The organism is Roseobacter sp. N2S (assembly GCF_031454055.1).
Taxonomy (GTDB): Bacteria; Pseudomonadota; Alphaproteobacteria; order Rhodobacterales; family Rhodobacteraceae; genus Amylibacter.
In genome coordinates this window covers 506,083-524,832 of record NZ_JAVDQB010000001.1, presented here as the reverse complement: position 1 = coordinate 524,832, position 18,750 = coordinate 506,083, and the positions used below count along the sequence as shown (strand labels likewise).

The 18,750-nt window shown below is 57.5% G+C and carries 17 protein-coding genes; 11 read left to right on the top strand and 6 right to left on the bottom strand.

Annotation, left to right across the window (positions count from 1 at the left end):
• Nucleotides 1-80: 80 nt before the first annotated feature.
• The 7 genes from phnG to phnN are packed head-to-tail and all read left to right on the top strand — an operon-like array spanning nt 81 to nt 5,102.
• Nucleotides 81-524 (top strand): phosphonate C-P lyase system protein PhnG, encoded by a 444-nt coding sequence (gene phnG / locus GGE09_RS02550; RefSeq protein ID WP_309743558.1) that lies wholly within the window; start codon nt 81-83, stop codon nt 522-524.
• The gene (gene phnH, locus GGE09_RS02545; RefSeq protein ID WP_309743555.1) at nt 524-1,102 is read left to right on the top strand and encodes a phosphonate C-P lyase system protein PhnH; all 579 of its coding nucleotides are present in this window, start codon (nt 524-526) and stop codon (nt 1,100-1,102) included. Before phnG ends, phnH begins: the two co-directional genes overlap by 1 nt.
• The gene (locus GGE09_RS02540) at nt 1,093-2,196 is read left to right on the top strand and encodes a carbon-phosphorus lyase complex subunit PhnI (protein WP_309743552.1); all 1,104 of its coding nucleotides are present in this window, start codon (nt 1,093-1,095) and stop codon (nt 2,194-2,196) included. Before phnH ends, GGE09_RS02540 begins: the two co-directional genes overlap by 10 nt.
• Nucleotides 2,197-2,228: 32 nt before the next feature.
• Entirely contained in the window at nt 2,229-3,098 is an 870-nt protein-coding gene (locus tag GGE09_RS02535; RefSeq protein ID WP_309743549.1) for an alpha-D-ribose 1-methylphosphonate 5-phosphate C-P-lyase PhnJ, read from the top strand.
• Nucleotides 3,095-3,865 carry a phosphonate C-P lyase system protein PhnK gene (phnK, locus tag GGE09_RS02530; protein WP_309743547.1) on the top strand — a complete coding sequence of 257 codons (771 nt, stop codon included), beginning with the start codon at nt 3,095-3,097 and terminating at the stop codon, nt 3,863-3,865. Before GGE09_RS02535 ends, phnK begins: the two co-directional genes overlap by 4 nt.
• Nucleotides 3,866-3,867: 2 nt before the next feature.
• Complete coding sequence (gene phnL, locus GGE09_RS02525; RefSeq protein WP_309743545.1) at nt 3,868-4,551, top strand: phosphonate C-P lyase system protein PhnL; 684 nt, start codon at nt 3,868-3,870, stop codon at nt 4,549-4,551.
• Nucleotides 4,551-5,102 carry a phosphonate metabolism protein/1,5-bisphosphokinase (PRPP-forming) PhnN gene (phnN, locus tag GGE09_RS02520; protein ID WP_309743543.1) on the top strand — a complete coding sequence of 184 codons (552 nt, stop codon included), beginning with the start codon at nt 4,551-4,553 and terminating at the stop codon, nt 5,100-5,102. Before phnL ends, phnN begins: the two co-directional genes overlap by 1 nt.
• On the opposite strand, the gene GGE09_RS02515 is transcribed toward phnN, so the two are convergent.
• The gene (locus GGE09_RS02515) at nt 5,074-5,760 is read right to left on the bottom strand and encodes a DUF1045 domain-containing protein (protein WP_309743541.1); all 687 of its coding nucleotides are present in this window, start codon (nt 5,758-5,760) and stop codon (nt 5,074-5,076) included. The two genes, phnN and GGE09_RS02515, sit on opposite strands and share 29 nt — an antisense overlap.
• 103 nt (nt 5,761-5,863) lie before the next feature.
• Here GGE09_RS02515 and GGE09_RS02510 point away from each other — a divergent pair, with 103 nt between their 5' ends.
• Nucleotides 5,864-7,036 carry an alpha-D-ribose 1-methylphosphonate 5-triphosphate diphosphatase gene (locus GGE09_RS02510; protein ID WP_309743539.1) on the top strand — a complete coding sequence of 391 codons (1,173 nt, stop codon included), beginning with the start codon at nt 5,864-5,866 and terminating at the stop codon, nt 7,034-7,036.
• Between the two features lie 25 nt (nt 7,037-7,061).
• On the opposite strand, the gene GGE09_RS02505 is transcribed toward GGE09_RS02510, so the two are convergent.
• The 5 genes from GGE09_RS02505 to GGE09_RS02485 all read right to left on the bottom strand — a co-directional run bounded on the left by GGE09_RS02505 (nt 7,062) and on the right by GGE09_RS02485 (nt 15,431).
• Entirely contained in the window at nt 7,062-10,193 is a 3,132-nt protein-coding gene (locus tag GGE09_RS02505; protein WP_309743537.1) for an efflux RND transporter permease subunit, read from the bottom strand.
• Complete coding sequence (locus GGE09_RS02500; RefSeq protein ID WP_309743535.1) at nt 10,190-11,329, bottom strand: efflux RND transporter periplasmic adaptor subunit; 1,140 nt, start codon at nt 11,327-11,329, stop codon at nt 10,190-10,192. Before GGE09_RS02500 ends, GGE09_RS02505 begins: the two co-directional genes overlap by 4 nt.
• Before the next feature lie 132 nt (nt 11,330-11,461).
• Nucleotides 11,462-13,030 (bottom strand): class I adenylate-forming enzyme family protein, encoded by a 1,569-nt coding sequence (locus GGE09_RS02495; RefSeq protein ID WP_309743532.1) that lies wholly within the window; start codon nt 13,028-13,030, stop codon nt 11,462-11,464.
• A 104-nt stretch (nt 13,031-13,134) separates the two neighbouring features.
• Nucleotides 13,135-14,394, bottom strand: a complete 1,260-nt coding sequence (locus tag GGE09_RS02490; RefSeq protein ID WP_309743531.1) for an acyl-CoA dehydrogenase family protein — start codon at nt 14,392-14,394, stop codon at nt 13,135-13,137.
• Nucleotides 14,395-14,405: 11 nt separating this feature from the next.
• Nucleotides 14,406-15,431, bottom strand: coding sequence for a phosphotransferase family protein (locus GGE09_RS02485; protein WP_309743529.1), 1,026 nt, complete (start codon nt 15,429-15,431; stop codon nt 14,406-14,408).
• A gap of 413 nt (nt 15,432-15,844) precedes the next feature.
• Here GGE09_RS02485 and GGE09_RS02480 point away from each other — a divergent pair, with 413 nt between their 5' ends.
• The 3 genes from GGE09_RS02480 to GGE09_RS02470 all read left to right on the top strand — a co-directional run bounded on the left by GGE09_RS02480 (nt 15,845) and on the right by GGE09_RS02470 (nt 18,743).
• Nucleotides 15,845-16,720: a crotonase/enoyl-CoA hydratase family protein gene (locus GGE09_RS02480; protein ID WP_309743527.1), complete on the top strand. Its 876-nt coding sequence runs from the start codon at nt 15,845-15,847 to the stop codon at nt 16,718-16,720.
• A gap of 26 nt (nt 16,721-16,746) precedes the next feature.
• Nucleotides 16,747-17,523, top strand: coding sequence for an enoyl-CoA hydratase-related protein (locus tag GGE09_RS02475; protein ID WP_309743524.1), 777 nt, complete (start codon nt 16,747-16,749; stop codon nt 17,521-17,523).
• 83 nt (nt 17,524-17,606) lie between these two features.
• Nucleotides 17,607-18,743, top strand: a complete 1,137-nt coding sequence (locus GGE09_RS02470; RefSeq protein WP_309743522.1) for a C4-dicarboxylate TRAP transporter substrate-binding protein — start codon at nt 17,607-17,609, stop codon at nt 18,741-18,743.
• The last annotated feature ends 7 nt before the right edge of the window (nt 18,744-18,750 follow it).

The following is an 18,750-nucleotide window of genomic DNA, read 5'->3' as shown; positions in this document are numbered from 1 at the left end:
TTCATCTGGCAACAGGGCCGGAATCGGTCTAACACTTGTCTAGTTGTATAGTATAGTAGACACCTTGGGGATTTGTCTAGATGGATGATCAAACGAGACGCAAAAACTGGTTGGGACTGCTGGCAAAATCCTGCCCGAACACTGTGAACCAACTGTGTGAAAACCTGGCCGAAGCCCGCAGCTATGACTGGTTGCGCCAACCCGAAGTGGGCGGCGTCATGGTGCGCGGACGCATGGGCGGCACCGGAAGCGCATTTAACATGGGCGAGATCACGGTGACCCGTTGCTCGCTTCGATTACCAGATGGCGTGGTCGGCCACGGCTATGTTCAGGGGCGCGACAAGACCCATGCCACCAACGCCGCTTTGGTGGATGCTTTGATGCAGACCGACAGGGCTGACCAGATCGACAGCGACGTTCTGCAACCCCTACGCCAGAAACGCGCGCAACAGCAGGCCGCCATACAGGCCCGCGCAAATGCCACAAAGGTGGATTTTTTCACCATGGTCAGAGGAGACGACTGATGGAGCTTTCAGCCCTATCCGGCGGATTTGACAACGCCGCCCACCAATCCGCCACCGCCTTTCGCGCGATTATGAACGTGATGGCCCGCCCCGGTGTGATCGAAACTGTCACCGGCGCGGTGCCGCCCAAGGGTCTGTCCATAGCGGCGGGCAGCCTGTTGCTGACCCTGTGTGACCCGGAAACCAAGCTGCATCTGGCAGGGGAATTAGACACTAAAATCATCCGCGACTGGCTGACCTTTCACACAGGCGCACCGATTGTACCCGCCGCGCAGGCCGATTTCGCCATAGGCGCTTGGGAAGACCTGATGCCCCTGACGCAATATGCCATTGGCACCGATCAATACCCTGATCGGGCCGCCACGTTGATCGTTGAACTGCCCGCGCTGACCCAATCGGGCGTCACCCTGACGGGACCGGGCATTCAGACCAGCGCCGCGCTGTCCCTGCCCGCCATTGAACCCTTGCGATTGAACGCAGCACTCTTCCCGCTAGGCTGTGATTTCTTCTTTACCGCTGGCGATCAAATCGCCGCCCTGCCCCGCACCACAAAACTGGAGTCGACCCCATGTATGTAGCTGTAAAAGGCGGTGAAAAAGCCATTGATGCCGCCCATGACTGGCTGGCCGATGTGCGTCGCGGCGACCCTGCGGTGGCGGAACTGTCGCTGGCGCAAATCCGCGAACAAATGGCCTTGGCGGTGGATCGGGTCATGTCCGAAGGGTCTTTGTTTGACGCTGATCTGGCTGCATTGGCGATCAAACAATCCCGTGGGGATTTGATTGAAGCGATCTTTCTAATCCGCGCCTATCGTACCACACTGCCTCGTTTCGGTGCATCCCACCCGATTGAAACCGACACCATGCAATGCCAGCGCCGTGTCTCTGCCACGTTCAAGGACGTGCCGGGGGGGCAGATCCTTGGGCCGACGTTCGATTACACCCACCGCCTGCTGGATTTCAAACTGGCAGCCGAAGGCGGGACGCTAGATGCACCAACGCAAGACAATCCTGATCTGGCCGTTGAACGCAAACCCCATGTGATGGAGTTTCTAAACAAGGACGGGCTGATCGAAACCGCCGAAGCGACAGATGAAACACCCCCCGATCTGACGCGCGAACCCTTGGAACTGCCCGCCAACCGCGCCTTGCGCCTGCAAAACCTGACCCGCGCGGATGAGGGTTTCCTGCTGGGGCTCGCCTATTCCACCCAACGCGGATACGCCCGCAACCATGCCTTTGTGGGCGAATTACGCATTGGCACGGTTGACGTGGAACTGGACATCCCCGAACTGGGTTTTTCCATTGAAATCGGTGAATTGACGGTGACGGAATGTGAAACCGTGAACCAGTTCAACGGCTCTAAAACCGAGCCGCCGCAATTCACCCGTGGCTATGGGTTGGTGTTTGGCCAATGCGAACGCAAAGCTATTTCCATGGCCTTGGTGGACCGCGCCCTGCGCTGGAAAGAACTGGGCGAAGATTTCGTTGGCGCGCCTGCACAAGACGAAGAATTCGTGCTCAGCCATTCCGACAACATCCAAGCCACCGGATTTCTGGAACACATCAAACTGCCCCATTACGTGGATTTCCAATCCGAACTGGAACTGATCCGATCCATTCGCGCTGCCGCCACTGCGGCACAAGCTGACACAAAAATCGCGGCAGAATGACCATGATCCGCCAAAACACAAGGACCAGTGAGATGAGCGACTATAACTTCGCCTATCTGGACGAACAGACCAAACGCATGATCCGCCGCGCGATCCTGAAAGGTCTGGCAATACCGGGCTATCAGGTGCCCTTTGCCAGCCGTGAAATGCCCATGCCTTATGGCTGGGGCACGGGCGGCGTTCAGGTGACGGCGGCCTGTCTGACGCCGGATGATACATTAAAGGTGATCGACCAAGGCGCGGATGACACCACCAACGCCGTGTCGATCCGACGCTTCTTTGAAAAGACCGCCGCGATAAATGTGACCCAAGCCACAACACAGGCAAGCGTTATCCAGACCCGCCACCGCATCCCTGAGGAACCGCTGACAGAGGACCAGATACTGGTCTATCAAGTGCCGATCCCCGAACCCCTGCGCTTTCTGGAACCCCGCGAAACCGAAACCCGTAAGATGCACGCACTGGAAGAATACGGGTTGATGCACGTCAAACTGTTCGAGGATATTTCCCAACATGGTCAGATCGCCACCGCCTATGCCTATCCCGTGAAAGTGGAAGGACGCTATGTGATGGACCCTTCTCCGATCCCGCGCTTTGACAACCCAAAGATGGAAATGGCCGCGATCCAACTGTTCGGCGCAGGCCGTGAACAACGCATTTACGCCATCCCGCCTTACACGCGGGTCGTGAGCCTAGATTTTGACGATTACCCGTTTGTGGCCAGCAAGGCAGATGGCGCCTGCGCCCTGTGCGCAGCGGATCACACCTATTTGGATGAGGTGATTGTGGATGATGACGGCGGGCGGATGTTCGTCTGCTCAGACACAGATTACTGCGAAAGCCGCCGTCAGGCGGGCCACATCGGGGAACAAGGCACCCCATTTGGAAAGGATGCGGCATGACCCCTTTGTTAGACGTACAAAACCTGTCGAAAAACTACGGCCAGCGGATCGGCTGCAAGGATGTGTCTTTTGACCTGTACCCCGGTGAAGTCATGGGCATCGTCGGGGAAAGCGGGTCAGGCAAGTCCACCTTGCTGAACTGTCTGGCGGGGCATCTGGAACCGGATCAGGGCAAGGTGCTGTTTGATACCAAAACCGACGGGCTGAAAGACACTGTTACCATGTCCGAACCGGAACGCCGGATGCTGGGGCGCACCGACTGGGCTTTTGTACACCAGCACGCCCGCGACGGGCTGCGCATGGGCGTCAGTGCGGGCGGAAATGTCGGCGAACGATTGATGGCTGTGGGGGCGCGGCATTACGGCGATATTCGCGCACAGGCCACCGACTGGCTGGGCCGCGTCGAAATAAATGAAGACCGCGTCGACGACCGACCCACCGCCTTTTCGGGGGGGATGCAACAACGGCTGCAAATCGCCCGCAATCTGGTGACAGGCCCGCGGCTGGTATTCATGGACGAACCCACGGGGGGGCTTGATGTGTCTGTTCAGGCCCGCCTGCTGGACATGATCCGCGAGCTGGTTCGGGATCTGGGACTGTCTGCGATTATCGTCACCCATGACCTTGCGGTTGTGCGTCTGTTGGCCGATAGGCTGATGGTGATGAAAGACGGGCATGTGGTGGAAACCGGCCTGACGGATCAGGTGCTCGATGATCCGCAACACAGCTATAGCCAACTTCTCGTCTCTTCAGTCTTGCAGGTGTAACCATGATTACTGTGAAAAATGCGTCGAAATCTTTTGTGTTGCACAATCAGGGCGGCACTGTGATCCCCGTGATGGGCAATGGCAATCTGACTGTGCAACCGGGTGAATGTGTCGGGCTGACGGGGGCATCCGGGTCTGGCAAATCCACCTTGATGCGAATGATCTACGGCAATTATCTGACCCAAGGCGGCGAGGTCCGTGTCGGCGATTTGAATGTGGCACAGGCCGAACCCCGCGAGATTTTGCAGATGCGCAAGCACACGCTTGGCTATGTCAGCCAGTTCCTGCGGGTTGTGCCCCGCGTGCCAACCCTGAACGTGGTTGCCGAACCGCTTTTGCAAGTGGGCACCCCCCGCGATCAGGCCCTTGAACGTGCCCGTGAATTACTGTCGCTGCTGCGCATTCCCGAACGGTTGTGGGATCTCTCGCCCCTGACCTTTTCAGGCGGCGAACAACAGCGGGTGAATATCGCGCGCGGCTTTGCCTATGACTATCCCGCGCTGCTGCTGGATGAACCGACCGCCAGTCTGGACGGGTTGAATCGCGAAACCGTGCTGGGTCTGATCGAAACCGCCAAACAACGTGGCACCGCCATTGTGGGGATTTTCCACGACGAAGCCGCGCGCAAACTGGTTTGCACCCGCGAAATCGACGTGATCGAATTTGCACCGAAAGCGGCGGCCTGATGGCGGGACGGTTGTTTACAGTGGTCGGCCCGTCCGGGGCCGGAAAAGACACAGTGCTGAACGCCGCCCTGCTGCGCTGCCCTGATATCTGCCGCCTGCGACGGGTCATCACGCGGCGCAGTGATGCAGGGGGCGAAGACATCGAAGGCGTTAGCGCCATTGAATTTGAAACCCTGCTGGATCAAGGCGCTTTTGCCCTGCACTGGACAGCCCATGGCACGTCTTATGGTATTCCCAAACGGCTGGATGATCTACTGGCCACGGGGCAATCGGTGGTGTTCAACGGGTCACGCGCAGCGATGCCTCAAATCGTCGCGAAATACCCTGACGTGCTGGTGCTTGCGATCACAGTGGACCCTGCTATTCTGCGCCAGCGTCTGTGTGAACGAGGCCGAGAAACCCCGACAGAGATTGAAGCCCGCCTTGCACGGGCCAATCTGGAATTCACCACCACAGCACGGCTGATTGAAATTGAAAACTCCGGCCCACTCGACACGGCAGTGCAGCAAATGGTGGATGTGTTTACCCGCCCAGCGGAGCCCGTTCTATGACCTTGAAACAACCGTTTTCCATCTGGCCGCACAAAACAAGTTCAGTCAGTTCGAACGGCGCCCGCAGATGGTTTTCTAACAACACATCAAGCACTTCGCGGGTTTTCACCTGTTGCAACTCGCTCAGCCGTCCGGTCAGGGTCACATGAAAGCGGAACTCATCAAACACATAGGGATACCCCCAGTGCCGCAGCAGTTCATCCTGTCGCGGCGACAGGTTCGACGCACGGCGGCGTTGCAATTCCTGCGTGCTCATCGGGGCGCGGAACCGATCCAGCGCCATGACACAATCCGCCACCAACTCGGCGAATTCAGGGTTTGGCGTGGTCGGCGTCAATGCCAGAAAACTGCCAATACTTTGCAAATGCAGCGGCCCGATTTCAACCGGTTCCTGCGCTTGGGCATAGGCCCGCACCCCCTGCAACAGATCGCCAAAGCTGAAATCGCTGTGCAGGAAAAACGGCGCTTTCAACGTACCGTGCAAGCCGTATTTGCGCGGCGTTGCGGTGATTTCCTGCACCGACAGGGGCAATCCGTGAACCACTTGATGGTCTACGGGCTGGCCAGTGCGCACATCCCAACCCAACCACGCGGCCCCGAAAGCCGCCAAAGAATGATCCGCCTGCGGCGTGAAATAAACGGCATATCGCTCATACATAGTGATGTGTGCTCCTTCAGTGCTGACGCAGGTTTAGACATGAAAATGTTACACCCTCATGACAATAAAGCCCAAAATCGCAACATCTATCGGTGGTAAGACTATGAAAGACACAGACTGCGCGGCGCAAAGCCAGACCGCACTAACCCTCTCCAATGCCCGAATCGTCCTGAAAGACGAGGTGATCACCGGATCGCTGCGGCTGGAAAACGGCGTGATTACCGCGATTGACCACGGCGCTTCGGCCGCCAGCGGTGCGATTGATTTTAACGGAGACTTCCTGTCACCGGGTCTGGTGGAATTGCACACCGACAATCTGGAACGCCACATGCAGCCGCGCCCGGGTGTGGCATGGCCCACCAAAGCAGCCGCGATTGCCCATGATGCGGAACTGGCCTCCGTCGGAATTACAACCGTGTTTGATGCGCTGCGGGTCGGGTCATCTGCCAGCCGCGATCGGGGGAAGTATCGCAAATACGCCCGCGAACTGGCCAATAACATTCTGGAACTACAGGGCGCGGGCGCCATGCGGATCAGCCACTTTTTGCACCTGCGCGCCGAGATTTGTTCTGAAACCCTGATCGAGGAAATGGAAGAATTCAGCGCCGCAGATCGCATCGGCATTGTCAGCCTGATGGACCACACGCCCGGGCAGCGCCAGTTCCGCGATATTTCCAAACTGGAAGAATACCTGCAAGGCAAATACGGCATGACCAGCCCCGAAATTGCCGCCCATTGCGAGGCCCTTTATGCGGTGCGCGAAAAATTCGGGGCCCTGCACGAAGAAGGCGCCGCACGGATCGGCAAGGATCTTGGCGCGGTGCTGGCCAGCCATGATGACACCACAGCGTCGGATGTGGATATGTCGGTTGGCAAAGGCGTGCGTGTGGCGGAATTCCCCACAACACTAGAGGCGGCAAAGGCCTGTAACGACGCGAAAATCGGCGTGATGATGGGGGCTCCGAACCTGCTGCGCGGCGGCAGTCACTCGGGCAATGTTTCCGCCCATGAACTGGTGGAAAACGGCGTTCTGGATATTCTCAGTTCCGATTACGCGCCATCATCGTTGCTGATGGGCGCGGTGCGCTTGGGGCTGGAACAGGGTAATATGGCCACCGGCCTGCGCACCGTCACCCATCACCCCGCCCGCGCTGTTGATCTGGCGGATCGTGGCGAAATTGCCATTGGCAAACGGGCTGACTTGCTGCGGTTTGGTCTGTGCGAAACTTTGCCATCGGTCAAAGGCGTCTGGCGTCAGGGTGAGCGGGTCGGCTAAAGAAAAAACCAGCGGTGGCGAGTGCTTAAATAGCGCTCGCCTCTCGCAATTCGGTCTGAAGACGGGCTTCTTCGGCAGCTTTCGGGGTCGAAAAGCGCGCCAGCAGCAGATAGGCCACAGGGGTCAGGTACAGGGTTGAAGCCGTGGCCAAACCCAGCCCGCCAACAATCACCCAGCCCAATGCTTCGCGCGCTTCGGCCCCTGCACCCGCCGACAGGATCAGCGGCACGCCACCGATCACGGTAGAGGTCATGGTCATCATCACAGGCCGCAGCCGCACGGTCGAGGCATCCAGAATCGCACTGTGTACATCCTGCCCCTGATCCCGCAGCTGGTTGGCAAATTCCACGATCAAAATCCCGTTCTTGGCCATAATCCCGATCAACATAACCAACCCGATCTGGCTGTAGACGTTCAAACTTAACCCCGTCAGCAGCAAGGCAAACACCGCACAGGCCAACCCGATTGGCACGGTGGACATCACCACAACAGCGGAAATAAAGCTTTCAAACTGGGCCGAAAGCACCAAAAACACCACCAGAATGGCAAACCCAAAGGTCACAAACAGGCCGGAGTTGGTCTGATCCAAAGTCGCGGCCTCGGCCAAAGGGACGATGTAGTTTTGTTCGGACAGCACCGCATCGCCGATCACCTGCACTTGTGCCAGCGCATCGCCAAGGGACAGTTCCGGTGACAGACCCGCCGTGATTTCAACCGAACGTTTTTGCCCTTCGCGGTCCAGTTCGGGGGCAACGGCGCGTTCTTCCAAAGTGACAAAACTGGACATAGGCACCATCTGTCCATCACCCGTCTGCACAAAGATATTTTCCAGATCACCCGGATCATTCACCGGATCGGCGGTGGACAGCATTTGCACGTCATAACTGGTGTCATCAATAAAGACCGACCCCACCTTGCGCCCGTCCAGCACCGCCTGCAACGCCTGTCCCAGACCAGTGATATCAATCCCCAGATCAGAGGCGCGGGCACGATCAATCTGTACGAATAATTGCGGCTGGGTGGTTTCATATTCCAGCTGCACTTTGCCCATGCCGGGCACGGTGTTCATTTGATCCACCATCACCTCGGCCACATCGGCAAGCTGGCCGTAATTATCGCCGGTAATGGCAAAGGCCAGCCCGCGCCCCGCACCGCGAATACCCAGCGAGTTGGGCTGAATCGCAAAGGCGCGCACCCCGACGATATTCCCCAATTCTCGGTTGATTTGGGACACAATTTCCTGCTGGCTGCGGCTGCGGTCTTCCCATTTCGCCAATGTAAACACCATAAATCCGCGATTGTCCGCGCCAAAGCCGCTGATGGAAAACACATTGGTGATTTCACCGCTTTCGCGCAGGGGGGCCACGGCGTCTTCGATCTGTTGCATCTTGCTTTGAGTATAGGCCAGCGACACCCCTTGGGACGCGGTCACCCGCAACAAAGCCACCGCGCGGTCTTCTCGCGGGGTCAGTTCCTGACGAATGCCACCGGCCATAAAGGCGGCGGTGGCGGTGAACAGGACCGCCAGCAGAATGATCACAAATGGCACCGCCAAAACCGCGCGCAACGTGGCGGCGTAGCTGCGGGCCAGCACATCCCCAAGCCAGATCATCGGCCCACGGGCATTGGCGTTATAGGATTTGCGGGTCAACAAACGGCTGGCCAGAACAGGGCAGAACGTTAGCGCCACAACCGAGGATAACATCACCGCAATCGCAAGGGTAAAGCCGAATTCGCGGAACAGCCCGCCTACCTGACCCGGCAAAAACGACAGCGGAATAAACACCGCCGCCAGCGTCGCCGTGGTGGTGACCACTGCAAAAAACACCTGCTGCGTGCCCAGCACCGCAGCCGCCCGTGGCCCCATGCCTTGACTGCGCAATCGCACGATATTTTCCAGCACCACGATGGCGTCATCCACCACCATCCCCGTGGCCAGAACCAGCGCCAGCAAGGTCAGGATATTGATCGAAAACCCCACCAGATAAATCGCCGCCAAAGACCCGATCAGTGCCACAGGCAGGGTCAGTGCGGGGATCAGTGTGGCGCGAAAATCCCGCAGGAAGATAAAGATCACCACCACAACAATCGTCACGGCCATCAGCAGGGTTTTAACCACCTCAGTGATCGACCCTTCGATAAATACCGCATCGTCAGAGGTGACAAAAATGCTGACGTCTTCGGGCAAGGACTGGCTGAGTTCATCCACCACTGCCCGCACGTTTTGCGAAATTTCCAGCGTGTTTGACGTGGCTTGCCGAATGATCCCGATGCCAAGCCCGGTCTGCCCGTTGGCCCGCAGCACGGTTTCCCCCGGCGCTGGCCCCAAAGTGACCCGCGCCACATCCCCCAGCAGCACATCTTTGGTGATTTCCAAAGCTTCAAACGCTTGGGTGGTGGCCACTGTCGCCGTGGTGCGCACATTGATGGATTGGTTGTCCCCCGCCAGATCGCCTGATGGTGAATCGTAAGCAACATCCGCCAGATTATTGCGCACATCCGCCAGTGTCAGGCCGCGACTGGCCAGTTCCACAGGGTCGATATCCACGCGGAAAATAGGCTCGCGGTCGCCGTAGATTTGCAAATCCGCTACCCCGTCCACCGAGATTAGGCGGTCTTCAACGCGGTCCTGCACGATCCGCGTCAGATCTTGTGGCGAGCGCCCCGCCGAGGTCACGGCGATCCGCATCACCGCCTGCGCATTGGCATCCGCCTTAACGATTTGCGGCTGTTCGGCAGTGTCTGGCAGCTGGTTCAAAATCCGCGCAACCGCATCGCGCACATCGGTGGCGGCGATGTCAATATTCACCTTATCGTCAAATTCCAACGTCACCCGACTGCGCCCGAACCGCGAGTTTGAGGAGATGGAACGCACCCCGGCCACGCGCCCCACAGCGCCTTCAATCCGGCCCGTGACCTCTTGATCGACGGTTTCAGGGGCGGCGCCTGAAAATTCGGTAGTTACCGTGACCACGGGGCGGTCCACATTGGGGAGTTCGCGGATTTCTGCGCCAAAGAACCCTGCCAGCCCTGCCAAAACAATCAGCGCGTTTAACACAAAAGCAAGGATCGGGCGGCGTACGAAAAGGGCCGTACCGGATTTCAATCCATCGGGCTCGCCAACACCCTGTGTGCTGTCTGGTTCAGCGGGTGTCATGTGTGATCTCTATCGGATTTGGCCGCTGCGGCTGCCTTTTGGGATAAGATCACTTCGGCCCCCTCGCGCAGGGTTTGTACGCCTTCGGTGACAATTTCATCCCCCGCCTTCAACACGTCACTGTCCACCAACACGCTGTCACTGTTGCGCTGTCGGATTTCGACGGCAACGCGGGTGACTTTGCCATCGCGCACCACCCAGACAAACGGTCCTTCGCTGGACCATTGCAAGGACAGGGGCGCGATAGATAACAGCACCTCACCCGGAAAGTTCAACCCGACTGAAAACGCCATACCCGCACGCAAAAAATCCTGCGCGTTGTCCAGTGTTCCCTGCACCCGCAAGGTGCGGCTGGTGCGGTCAACTATCGTGTCTATGGCGCTGATTTCACCAGTCAATTCCGTATTACGCAGCCCCAAAGGCGTCGCTTCAAAGGGTTGTCCGATGGCAATTTTACCAATCACCCGTTCCGGCACGCGAAAGTCTATCAAAATGGAAGACCGATCCGTGATCGTCACCAAAATATCCTGCGCGCTGACGCGGTCGCCAACTTCGATATCGACAATCCCGACCCAGCCAGAAATCGGTGTTTCGATCTGGCGCTGGTCAAGGTTGAATTGCGCCTGCCGCAGGGCCAGTTCGGCATTACGCAGGGACAGTTGTGTTTCGCGCAAACGCACCTCGGTCACGGCACCAGTGTTTTCCAACCGCTGAATGCGTTCAGCCGCCGCTATGGCATCTTCCAGCCGGACCCGCGCCTGTTCCAGCGCGATGGATTCCGCCTCGTCTTCTAGCCGTGCGATCACGGTGCCTGCATCCACATGACCGCCCGCATCTAGGGACAGTTCGGTGATCAACCCCACAGCCTTGGCCCGCACCGCAATAGAATGGCGCGCGCGCCCGTCGCCAATGGCGCTGATCACATCAGCCAAGGCCTTTTCCTGAACAAATGCAGTGACAACCTGCGTTGGCCCACGACTAAACCCGCCGCCCTGCTGCGCGGGCTTTTCAGGGGCAGTCTGTTCAATCCCCACCATCGCCAGAAAGGGCGCGGCCGAGGGCACATAAGTCGCCCAGACATAAACCGCAGCCACAACAGCCACAGCACAAAGAATGATTTGCTTTAAAGCATTCATGTGTCCGGTCCTTGCCTATTAACGCCATTCAACTGCGCAGAGTATTACACAGGTTTGCGTTAACACGCTATTGAACACTGACAGGCGCTGTAAAGAACAAGTTTACGGAATTCGGTTCATTTACCGTAACCTTTACAGAAACAACTCTTTCAACTGGCGCTTTAGCACCTTGCCATTGGCGTTTCTGGGAAGCGGGGTGTCTGAAAACGAAAAGCTTTCGGGCACTTTGTAATCGCTAAGTTTTTCATAACACAGCGCCTTTAAGGCCGGCTCATCCGCGCTGGGGGTTTTCAGGCAGACAACCGCATGCACCCTTTCGCCGAGCACAGGGCAAGGCTTGGCGATGATCGCGGCCTCGACCACGTTGTTATGGGTCATCAGGATGTTTTCCACCTCAGAGCTGAACACCTTATACCCGCCCCGATTGACCACGTCTTTTTTGCGGTCAAAAATCCGCATAAACCCGTCTGCGCCTATGCTGCCCATATCACCTGAGCGCCAGAACCCGGCCACAAATTCGGACGCTGTGGCATCGGGGCGGTTGAAATACCCCGACACAACCATCGGCCCGCGAATCCAGATTTCGCCCACCTCTCCGGTGTCACATTCGACAAAATCCTCATTCATGATCCGCACCTCGGCGCAGGCGACGGGTTTGCCTATTGTATCGAAATAGGATTGATCCGCCCCCAGCGGCATGATCGTTGTAGGCGATGTGGTTTCAGTCGCGCCATACGCATTGGCCAGTTGCAGATCAGGTAACAGATCGGCCAGCTTTTCGATGGTCGCCACAGGCATCATCGCACCGCCATAGGCCCCGACCCGCCATGCAGACAGATCGAATTGGGTCAAATCTTCGCGCAGTAACAACAGGTTGTACATGGCAGGCACCATGATCGTGTAGCTGACCTTTTCACGGGCAGCCACTTGCAGAACCGCGCGGGTTTTGAAATCTTCAAGCATCACCAGCTTGGCACCCGCGCCCAGACTGACCATCACCAAGCCGATCAAACCCGTCACATGGGTGGCGGGAACCACCAGTAAAGCGGCGTCATTCGGCCCCACACCAAGGTGGTGTTCATAGTGCAGCATGGAATGGATGATCCCCAAATGGGTCAGCATCGCGCCTTTGGGTTTTCCTGTGGTGCCAGATGTGTACAGGATGCAGGCCATGTCATCCTCGGCCAGATCAAGCGTCGGGGCGGTGAATTCTGTATCTTGTGGCAGGTCGGTTTCAATTTGCCCGACTTCAAGACGAAACTTCAGGTCAGGGACATCCGTTTCAGACGGAATCGCCCGTTCATGGGCGGGATCAAAGATCATCCCCGCAGCCTTGCAATCGTTCAGGATAAACGCGGTTTCGGGGGCAGCCTCGCGGATGTTCATGGGCACAGGGACAGCCCCCAAGCGCCAGACAGCCAACAGGGACACCACAAATTCCAGACGGTTGGCCAGGATCAGGCCCACACGGTCGCCGCAAGTCAGGCCAAGGGCTTGCAACTGATGCGCACAGGCATCCACCCGTTGCGACAGGTCAGCGTAAGTCACGCTTTGGGTTTCATCCACAACCGCAACGGACGCGCCGTATTTGGCGATGATGCCGTCCACCTTTTCCATCACCGATTTCGGACGATCCGCAAAGCAGTGCAGCATGCGATCGTTGAAATGAACCTCTGTGCGAAGAAGGGAATCCGCTGTCATGACTGTCTGGCCTTGTATTCGTGATTAAGGATTAAAAGGATCAGGTCCAGCTTAGAACGCTAAAAGCCGGGCCTGAAAGTTTCAACTGTGCAAATCGCAGGAGGTTACTTTCCCATATGGGGCGGGACAAAATGCGCCAAATTCTTGCCGATGCTGCCCTTGGCTTTCTTCAGCTCGTTTCGGGCAATTACCTTTAGGTGCACCTCATCCGGCCCATCCAGAAATCGCATGGCGCGGCCCCAAGTCCACAGATAACTGAGCGGCGTATCAGGCGTGATCCCCGCCGCGCCAAAGACCTGAATCGCGCGGTCCACCACTTGGGTTTGCAGACGGGCGGCCATGACTTTGATGGCTGACACGTCAATCCGCGCGGCTTTGGCACCGTTTTGATCCATCTTCCACGCGGTTTGCAGCATCAACAGCCGCGCGGCATCAATTTCCATCCGAGACTGGGCAATCCAGTCCTGAATATTGGCGTTATCGGCGATTGGCTTGCCAAAGGTTTGCCGTTCCAGCGCCCGTTCACACAACAGTTCCAACGCCAGTTCGCATTGGCCAATGGTGCGCATACAGTGGTGAATCCGCCCCGGCCCAAGCCGCGCCTGTGCCAGCATAAACCCGTCGCCCTCACCGCCCAACATCGCGTCAACAGGCACGCGCACATCGCGCATCATGATCTCGCAGTGGCCTTCGGGGGCGTGGTGATGCATGATCGCCACGTCGCGTACAACTTCGAACCCCGGGGTGTCCATCGGTACAAGAATGAAGGAATGTTTGCGGTGCGGATCGGCGTCAGGCGCGCTGTCGGACACACCAAAAACAATGCACAGTTTTGCGTTGGGGTGTTTCGCCCCTGTGGAAAACCACTTGCGCCCGTTGATGACATATTCATCGCCGTCCCGCGTGATGGTCGTCGCCAGATTGGTCAGATCGGACGAGGCCGCATCCGGTTCCGTCAATCCAACAACAGACCGCAATTCCCCCTTCATCAACGGCTCCAGCCAGCGTTTTTTCTGTGCGGGCGTGCCGAATTGCTTGAGGATTTCCATATTGCCGCTGTCAGGGGCGTTGCAGTTGAACACCTCAGGGCTCCACGGGACGCGGCCCATACATTCGGCCAAGGGCGCGTATTCCAGATTGGTCAGGCGGGTGCCGGGGTCAGAATCTTCTAATTCTGGGGTGAACAGATTCCACAATCCCGCTTCAAAGGCTTTGGCTTTCAGGGGTTCGATCACTTCAAGCGGATAGATGCCTTGGTTGGCCAATTCATGAAAGCGGTGGTTGGCAGGCAGCACATGGGTATCCATGAAATCCTGAAGTTTCGCCAGCATTTCGCGGGATTTGGGGGAGTATTCAAAGTTCATAAGCGGTTCCTTTAAGGGTGCAAGGCGGTGTCACTGGCCAGCAGCGTTTCGGCAAGTCGGGCGAATTGGGGGGCCAGCGCCCCAACTGCGCGGGCATCATCATGGGCCGCCTGTCCTGACTGAACACGCGCGGTGATGCCTTCAAGGATCACCGCCATACGGAACATGGCAAAGGCACGGTGAAAGACGGTTAACGGCGCGGTGCAGCCGCCACTGGCGCGGTATTGATCCAGAAAGGCCGCTGCCGAGGGAATCCCTAGTGCCGCCAGATCCAGCCCTGCCAGCCCGCCCATCTGGTCAGGAGTCAGGTCGTAAAACATCAACCAATGGGACAGATCGGACAGCGGATCGCCCAAGGTAGACAACTCCCAGTCCAGCACACCGACGATGCTTGCGGGGGTCAGGCCGTACATCACATTGCCGATACGAAAGTCCCCGTGCACGATAGTTGTGGGGCTTTCGGCAGGAATATTAGCGGCAAACCAAGCGGCCAGCGCATCAATCCGCGCGGCGTACTGGGGATCGAGAGCGCTGGATTTTGCCGCCTCCCACTGGCGGCACCAGCGGCGCACCTGACGGGTGTAATAATCGGACGGGCGGCCATAATCCCCAAGCCCGACCTGTTGCCAGTCCACACGGTGCAACTCTGCCAGAACGCGGGCTGCATCCAGATAAATCGCACCCCTGTCGGCTGCCTTTACATCTGGCAAGGCGCTGGAATCCGACACATCCCCATAAAGACGCTCCATCAGATAGAACGGGGTGCCGATAACCGAAGCGTCATCTTCCATCATCACCATGCGGGGGACGGGCACGCCGCTGTCTGCAAGGGCCGACATGACGCGATGTTCGCGATCCACCGCATGGGCGCTGGCGGCAGTGACGCCGCTTGGTTTTTTGCGCAACACCAACTCGCGGTTGCCGCAGGTCACAAACCACGTTGGATTGGACTGGCCGCTGGTCACAGGTGCAAGCTGCACAGGTTCCCCCAGCAGAGTTTCGAGTCGGTGCGGATCAAAGTCGGGTTGAATCGCCATCGGGCTCTTTCTTGTTTGGTTCTGACGTGGGCTTTGGCGAGCAATGCGCCGTTAGTGTCCGACATTAGGACATAAACACTTATACCTGTCGGTCAACCATTTTTCAGTTCGGGGCAAAATGACCCTACGGATCACCTGCTGAATTGGGCTGGGAGCCGTTGATTATTCACGGTAATCAAAGGCAAATCAGATGCGCCGCTACGCCGCTCCGTAGCGTCAGGTGACAATAATATTGACAGTTCAGGCAAACCCCATCAGTGTATTATTGTCAGACACTAATAAAGAATTGCCGCAATGCCCCTTAACCCGCCGCCTTACCGCATAAAAACACCGAATCGTCCGCTGTGCCGGTTGGTCGACCTATGCTCTGGCCCGTTCGGCGGTAACGGGTTTTGTGCGGGCAGGGCCGACTGATGAGCTTTCAAACCATTCAGACCGACATCGCAGACAATGTGATGACCCTTACGCTGAACCGTCCCGAAAAACTGAATGCGTTTAACGATACGATGATGGCGGAAATGATCACTGCGCTGGATCAAGCAGACGCTGATGACAATGTGCGCGCGATTGTGGTGACAGGTGCTGGCCGCGGATTCTGCGCCGGTGCTGATCTGGATGATGCAGCGGCGTTTTCGGTTGCAGAGGTTGATCCGAAATCCACCGATGCCGCCTCTTGGTCCAACCCGCAAAACCGCGATTCCGGCGGCATGCTGGCGCTGCGTCTGTTTCAATGCCTGAAACCTGTGATCGCGGCGGTCAACGGCCCCTCGGTGGGAATCGGCAGCACAATGCAACTGCCTATGGATATCCGTCTTGCCTCTACAAATGCCAAATTCGGCTTTGTCTTTGCACGGCGCGGCATTGTGCCCGAAGCCGCTTCGTCCTGGTTCCTGTCCCGCGCTGTAGGCATGTCAAAAGCGCTGGAATGGTGCTTTTCGGGCCGCGTTTTCGGCGCCGACGAAGCATTGGAGGCGGGATTGATCCGATCCATCCACGCCCCCGAAGACCTGCTGCCTGCCGCCTATGAAATCGCCAAAGACATTGTGCAAAATGCAGCACCTGTTTCTGTCGCCATGACCCGTCAGATGTTGTGGCAAATGGCAGGCGCACCCCATCCGATGATGGCCCACCAGATTGACAGCCGCGCTGTGGCCGCCCGCAACGCGCAGGCCGACGCTTCCGAAGGCGTCGCCAGCTTTTTTGAAAAACGAAACGCAGAATTCCCCGACCGTGTCAGCACCGATATGCCCGGGTTTTTCCCTTGGTGGAACGAGCCCCCTTGGGCCTGACAACCGATGTTCTGGGAGGAGACATTATGACGGATAAAATCTTAGTAGAACGCAAGGACGGGGTGACCACCCTGCGCCTGAACGACCCCGGCGCGATGAACGCACTTACGCCGGATATGGCCCTTTTGTTGCATAACTTGCTGCTGTCAGAATCCAAAACCGCCCGTGCCATTGTTCTGGCTGGAACCGAGCGGGCGTTTTCCGCAGGGGCCAATCTGAACGCGGCCATGCCGGACGATATGACAGGGTTTGACGTGGGCCAAACATTAGAAGCGGAATACAACCCGCTGATGAATGCGATCCGCGATCTGCCTGTTCCGGTGATTTCCGCTGTGCGCGGCGCGGCCGCTGGGGTGGGCGCGTCCATCGCGCTGGCCTGTGACATAATCGTGGCAGGCAAATCCGCCTATTTCCTAGAGGCTTTCGCCCGCATCGGCCTGATCCCCGACGGTGGTGCCACATGGTTGCTTACCAAAGCCGTCGGGCGGGTGCGCGCCATGGAAATGATGTTATTGGCAGAAAAAATCCCTGCCCAGCAGGCCTTTGACTGGGGTTTGATCACCCGCGTGGCCGAAGATGACGCGGTAGAAGATGTAGCATTTGAAATCGCCGCCCGTCTGGCACAGGGGCCTTCGCAAAGCTACAGCCTGATCCGCAAAGCCGCATGGAGCGCGGCTGACAGTGATTTTCAAACCGCGCTGGCCACCGAACGCCAGTTGCAAAAAGCTGCGGGCGAGACCCGTGATTTTGCCGAAGGTCTGGCCGCCTTCAAAGAAAAACGCCCGCCGCGGTTTCAGCAATAAGCGCCGCGCGGGCCCCCTTTAGACCCTAAATACCGTTCAATTCGACATTCCAGTTTTTCGGAATACCAACAGGAGGAGAAACCATGAGTACTTTAATCAAATCAATCCTAGCAGGCGCATCGCTGCTGGCTCTGGCCCCCGCAGTAAACGCGGATCAGCTCAGCTATGCAGGCGGTTGGCCGCCAAACTCCAAACCCACAGCGGTTCTGGAAGCTTATGCCGAAGCCATCGAGGCGAACAGCGGCGGCGAATTGACAATGCGGGTTTTCCCCTTGTCCCTGCTCAGCTTTGCCGAAGGCAATGCAGGCGTGCGTGACGGTCTGGCCGATGCCGCAGCGATCCTGACACCATATTTCCCGGCGGAATTCCCAAATCTGAACATGATTTCCGAATTTTCGCAGCTTGTGGAATTGGAAGAGTTTTCCAGTGACATCAGCTCTGCCGCTTTTGCCGGTGCGCTGACGGAATATGTGATGCTGAACTGCCCTGATTGTATGGTCGAAACGGCTGCACAAAATCAGGTTTATCTGGGTGCGGGCATGACCACATCTTATGCGCTGCAATGTGTTGTACCGCTGAATTCCCCCGAAGACCTGAAGGGCAAGCGTATTCGTACAGCGGGTGCTTACTGGTCCCGTTGGGCCGAAACAATGGGCGCGGTTCCTGTGTCTATGTCAGTGAACGAAACCTTTGAAGCGCTGAATCAAGGCGTTCTGGATTGTACGGCGTCAAACACTGCGGATTATGTGAACTTCAGCTTCATCGACGCGGTGAAATATCTGTACACAGGCCTGCCAGGTGCGCAATTCACTGTTCCAACCATGATGAACAAAGACCGCTGGAACGGCCTGTCTGACAATGGCAAATCTGCCATCCTGAAAGCCAGTGCCAAACTGGGCGCGGAAATGACTTGGGTTTACCTTGACGAAGCCCGCGCGGGTAAAGAGGCTTCTCCGGATCGTGGCATCGAATATGGCCCTGCATCTGACAGCCTGATCGCCATGAACCGTGAATTCATTGCGAACGACGTGAAAGCCGTTGCAAGCGTGTATTCCGAACGCTTCGGTCTGAAAAACGGCGACGAAGCCGCAACGACGCTGCGTGACTTGCTGGGACGCTGGACAAAGCTGACCGCTGATGTTGACACATCTGCAGCCTTGACCGACCTGTATTGGAACGAGATCTACTCCAAGATCGACGTCAACAGCTACGGCAAGTAAGACCGGA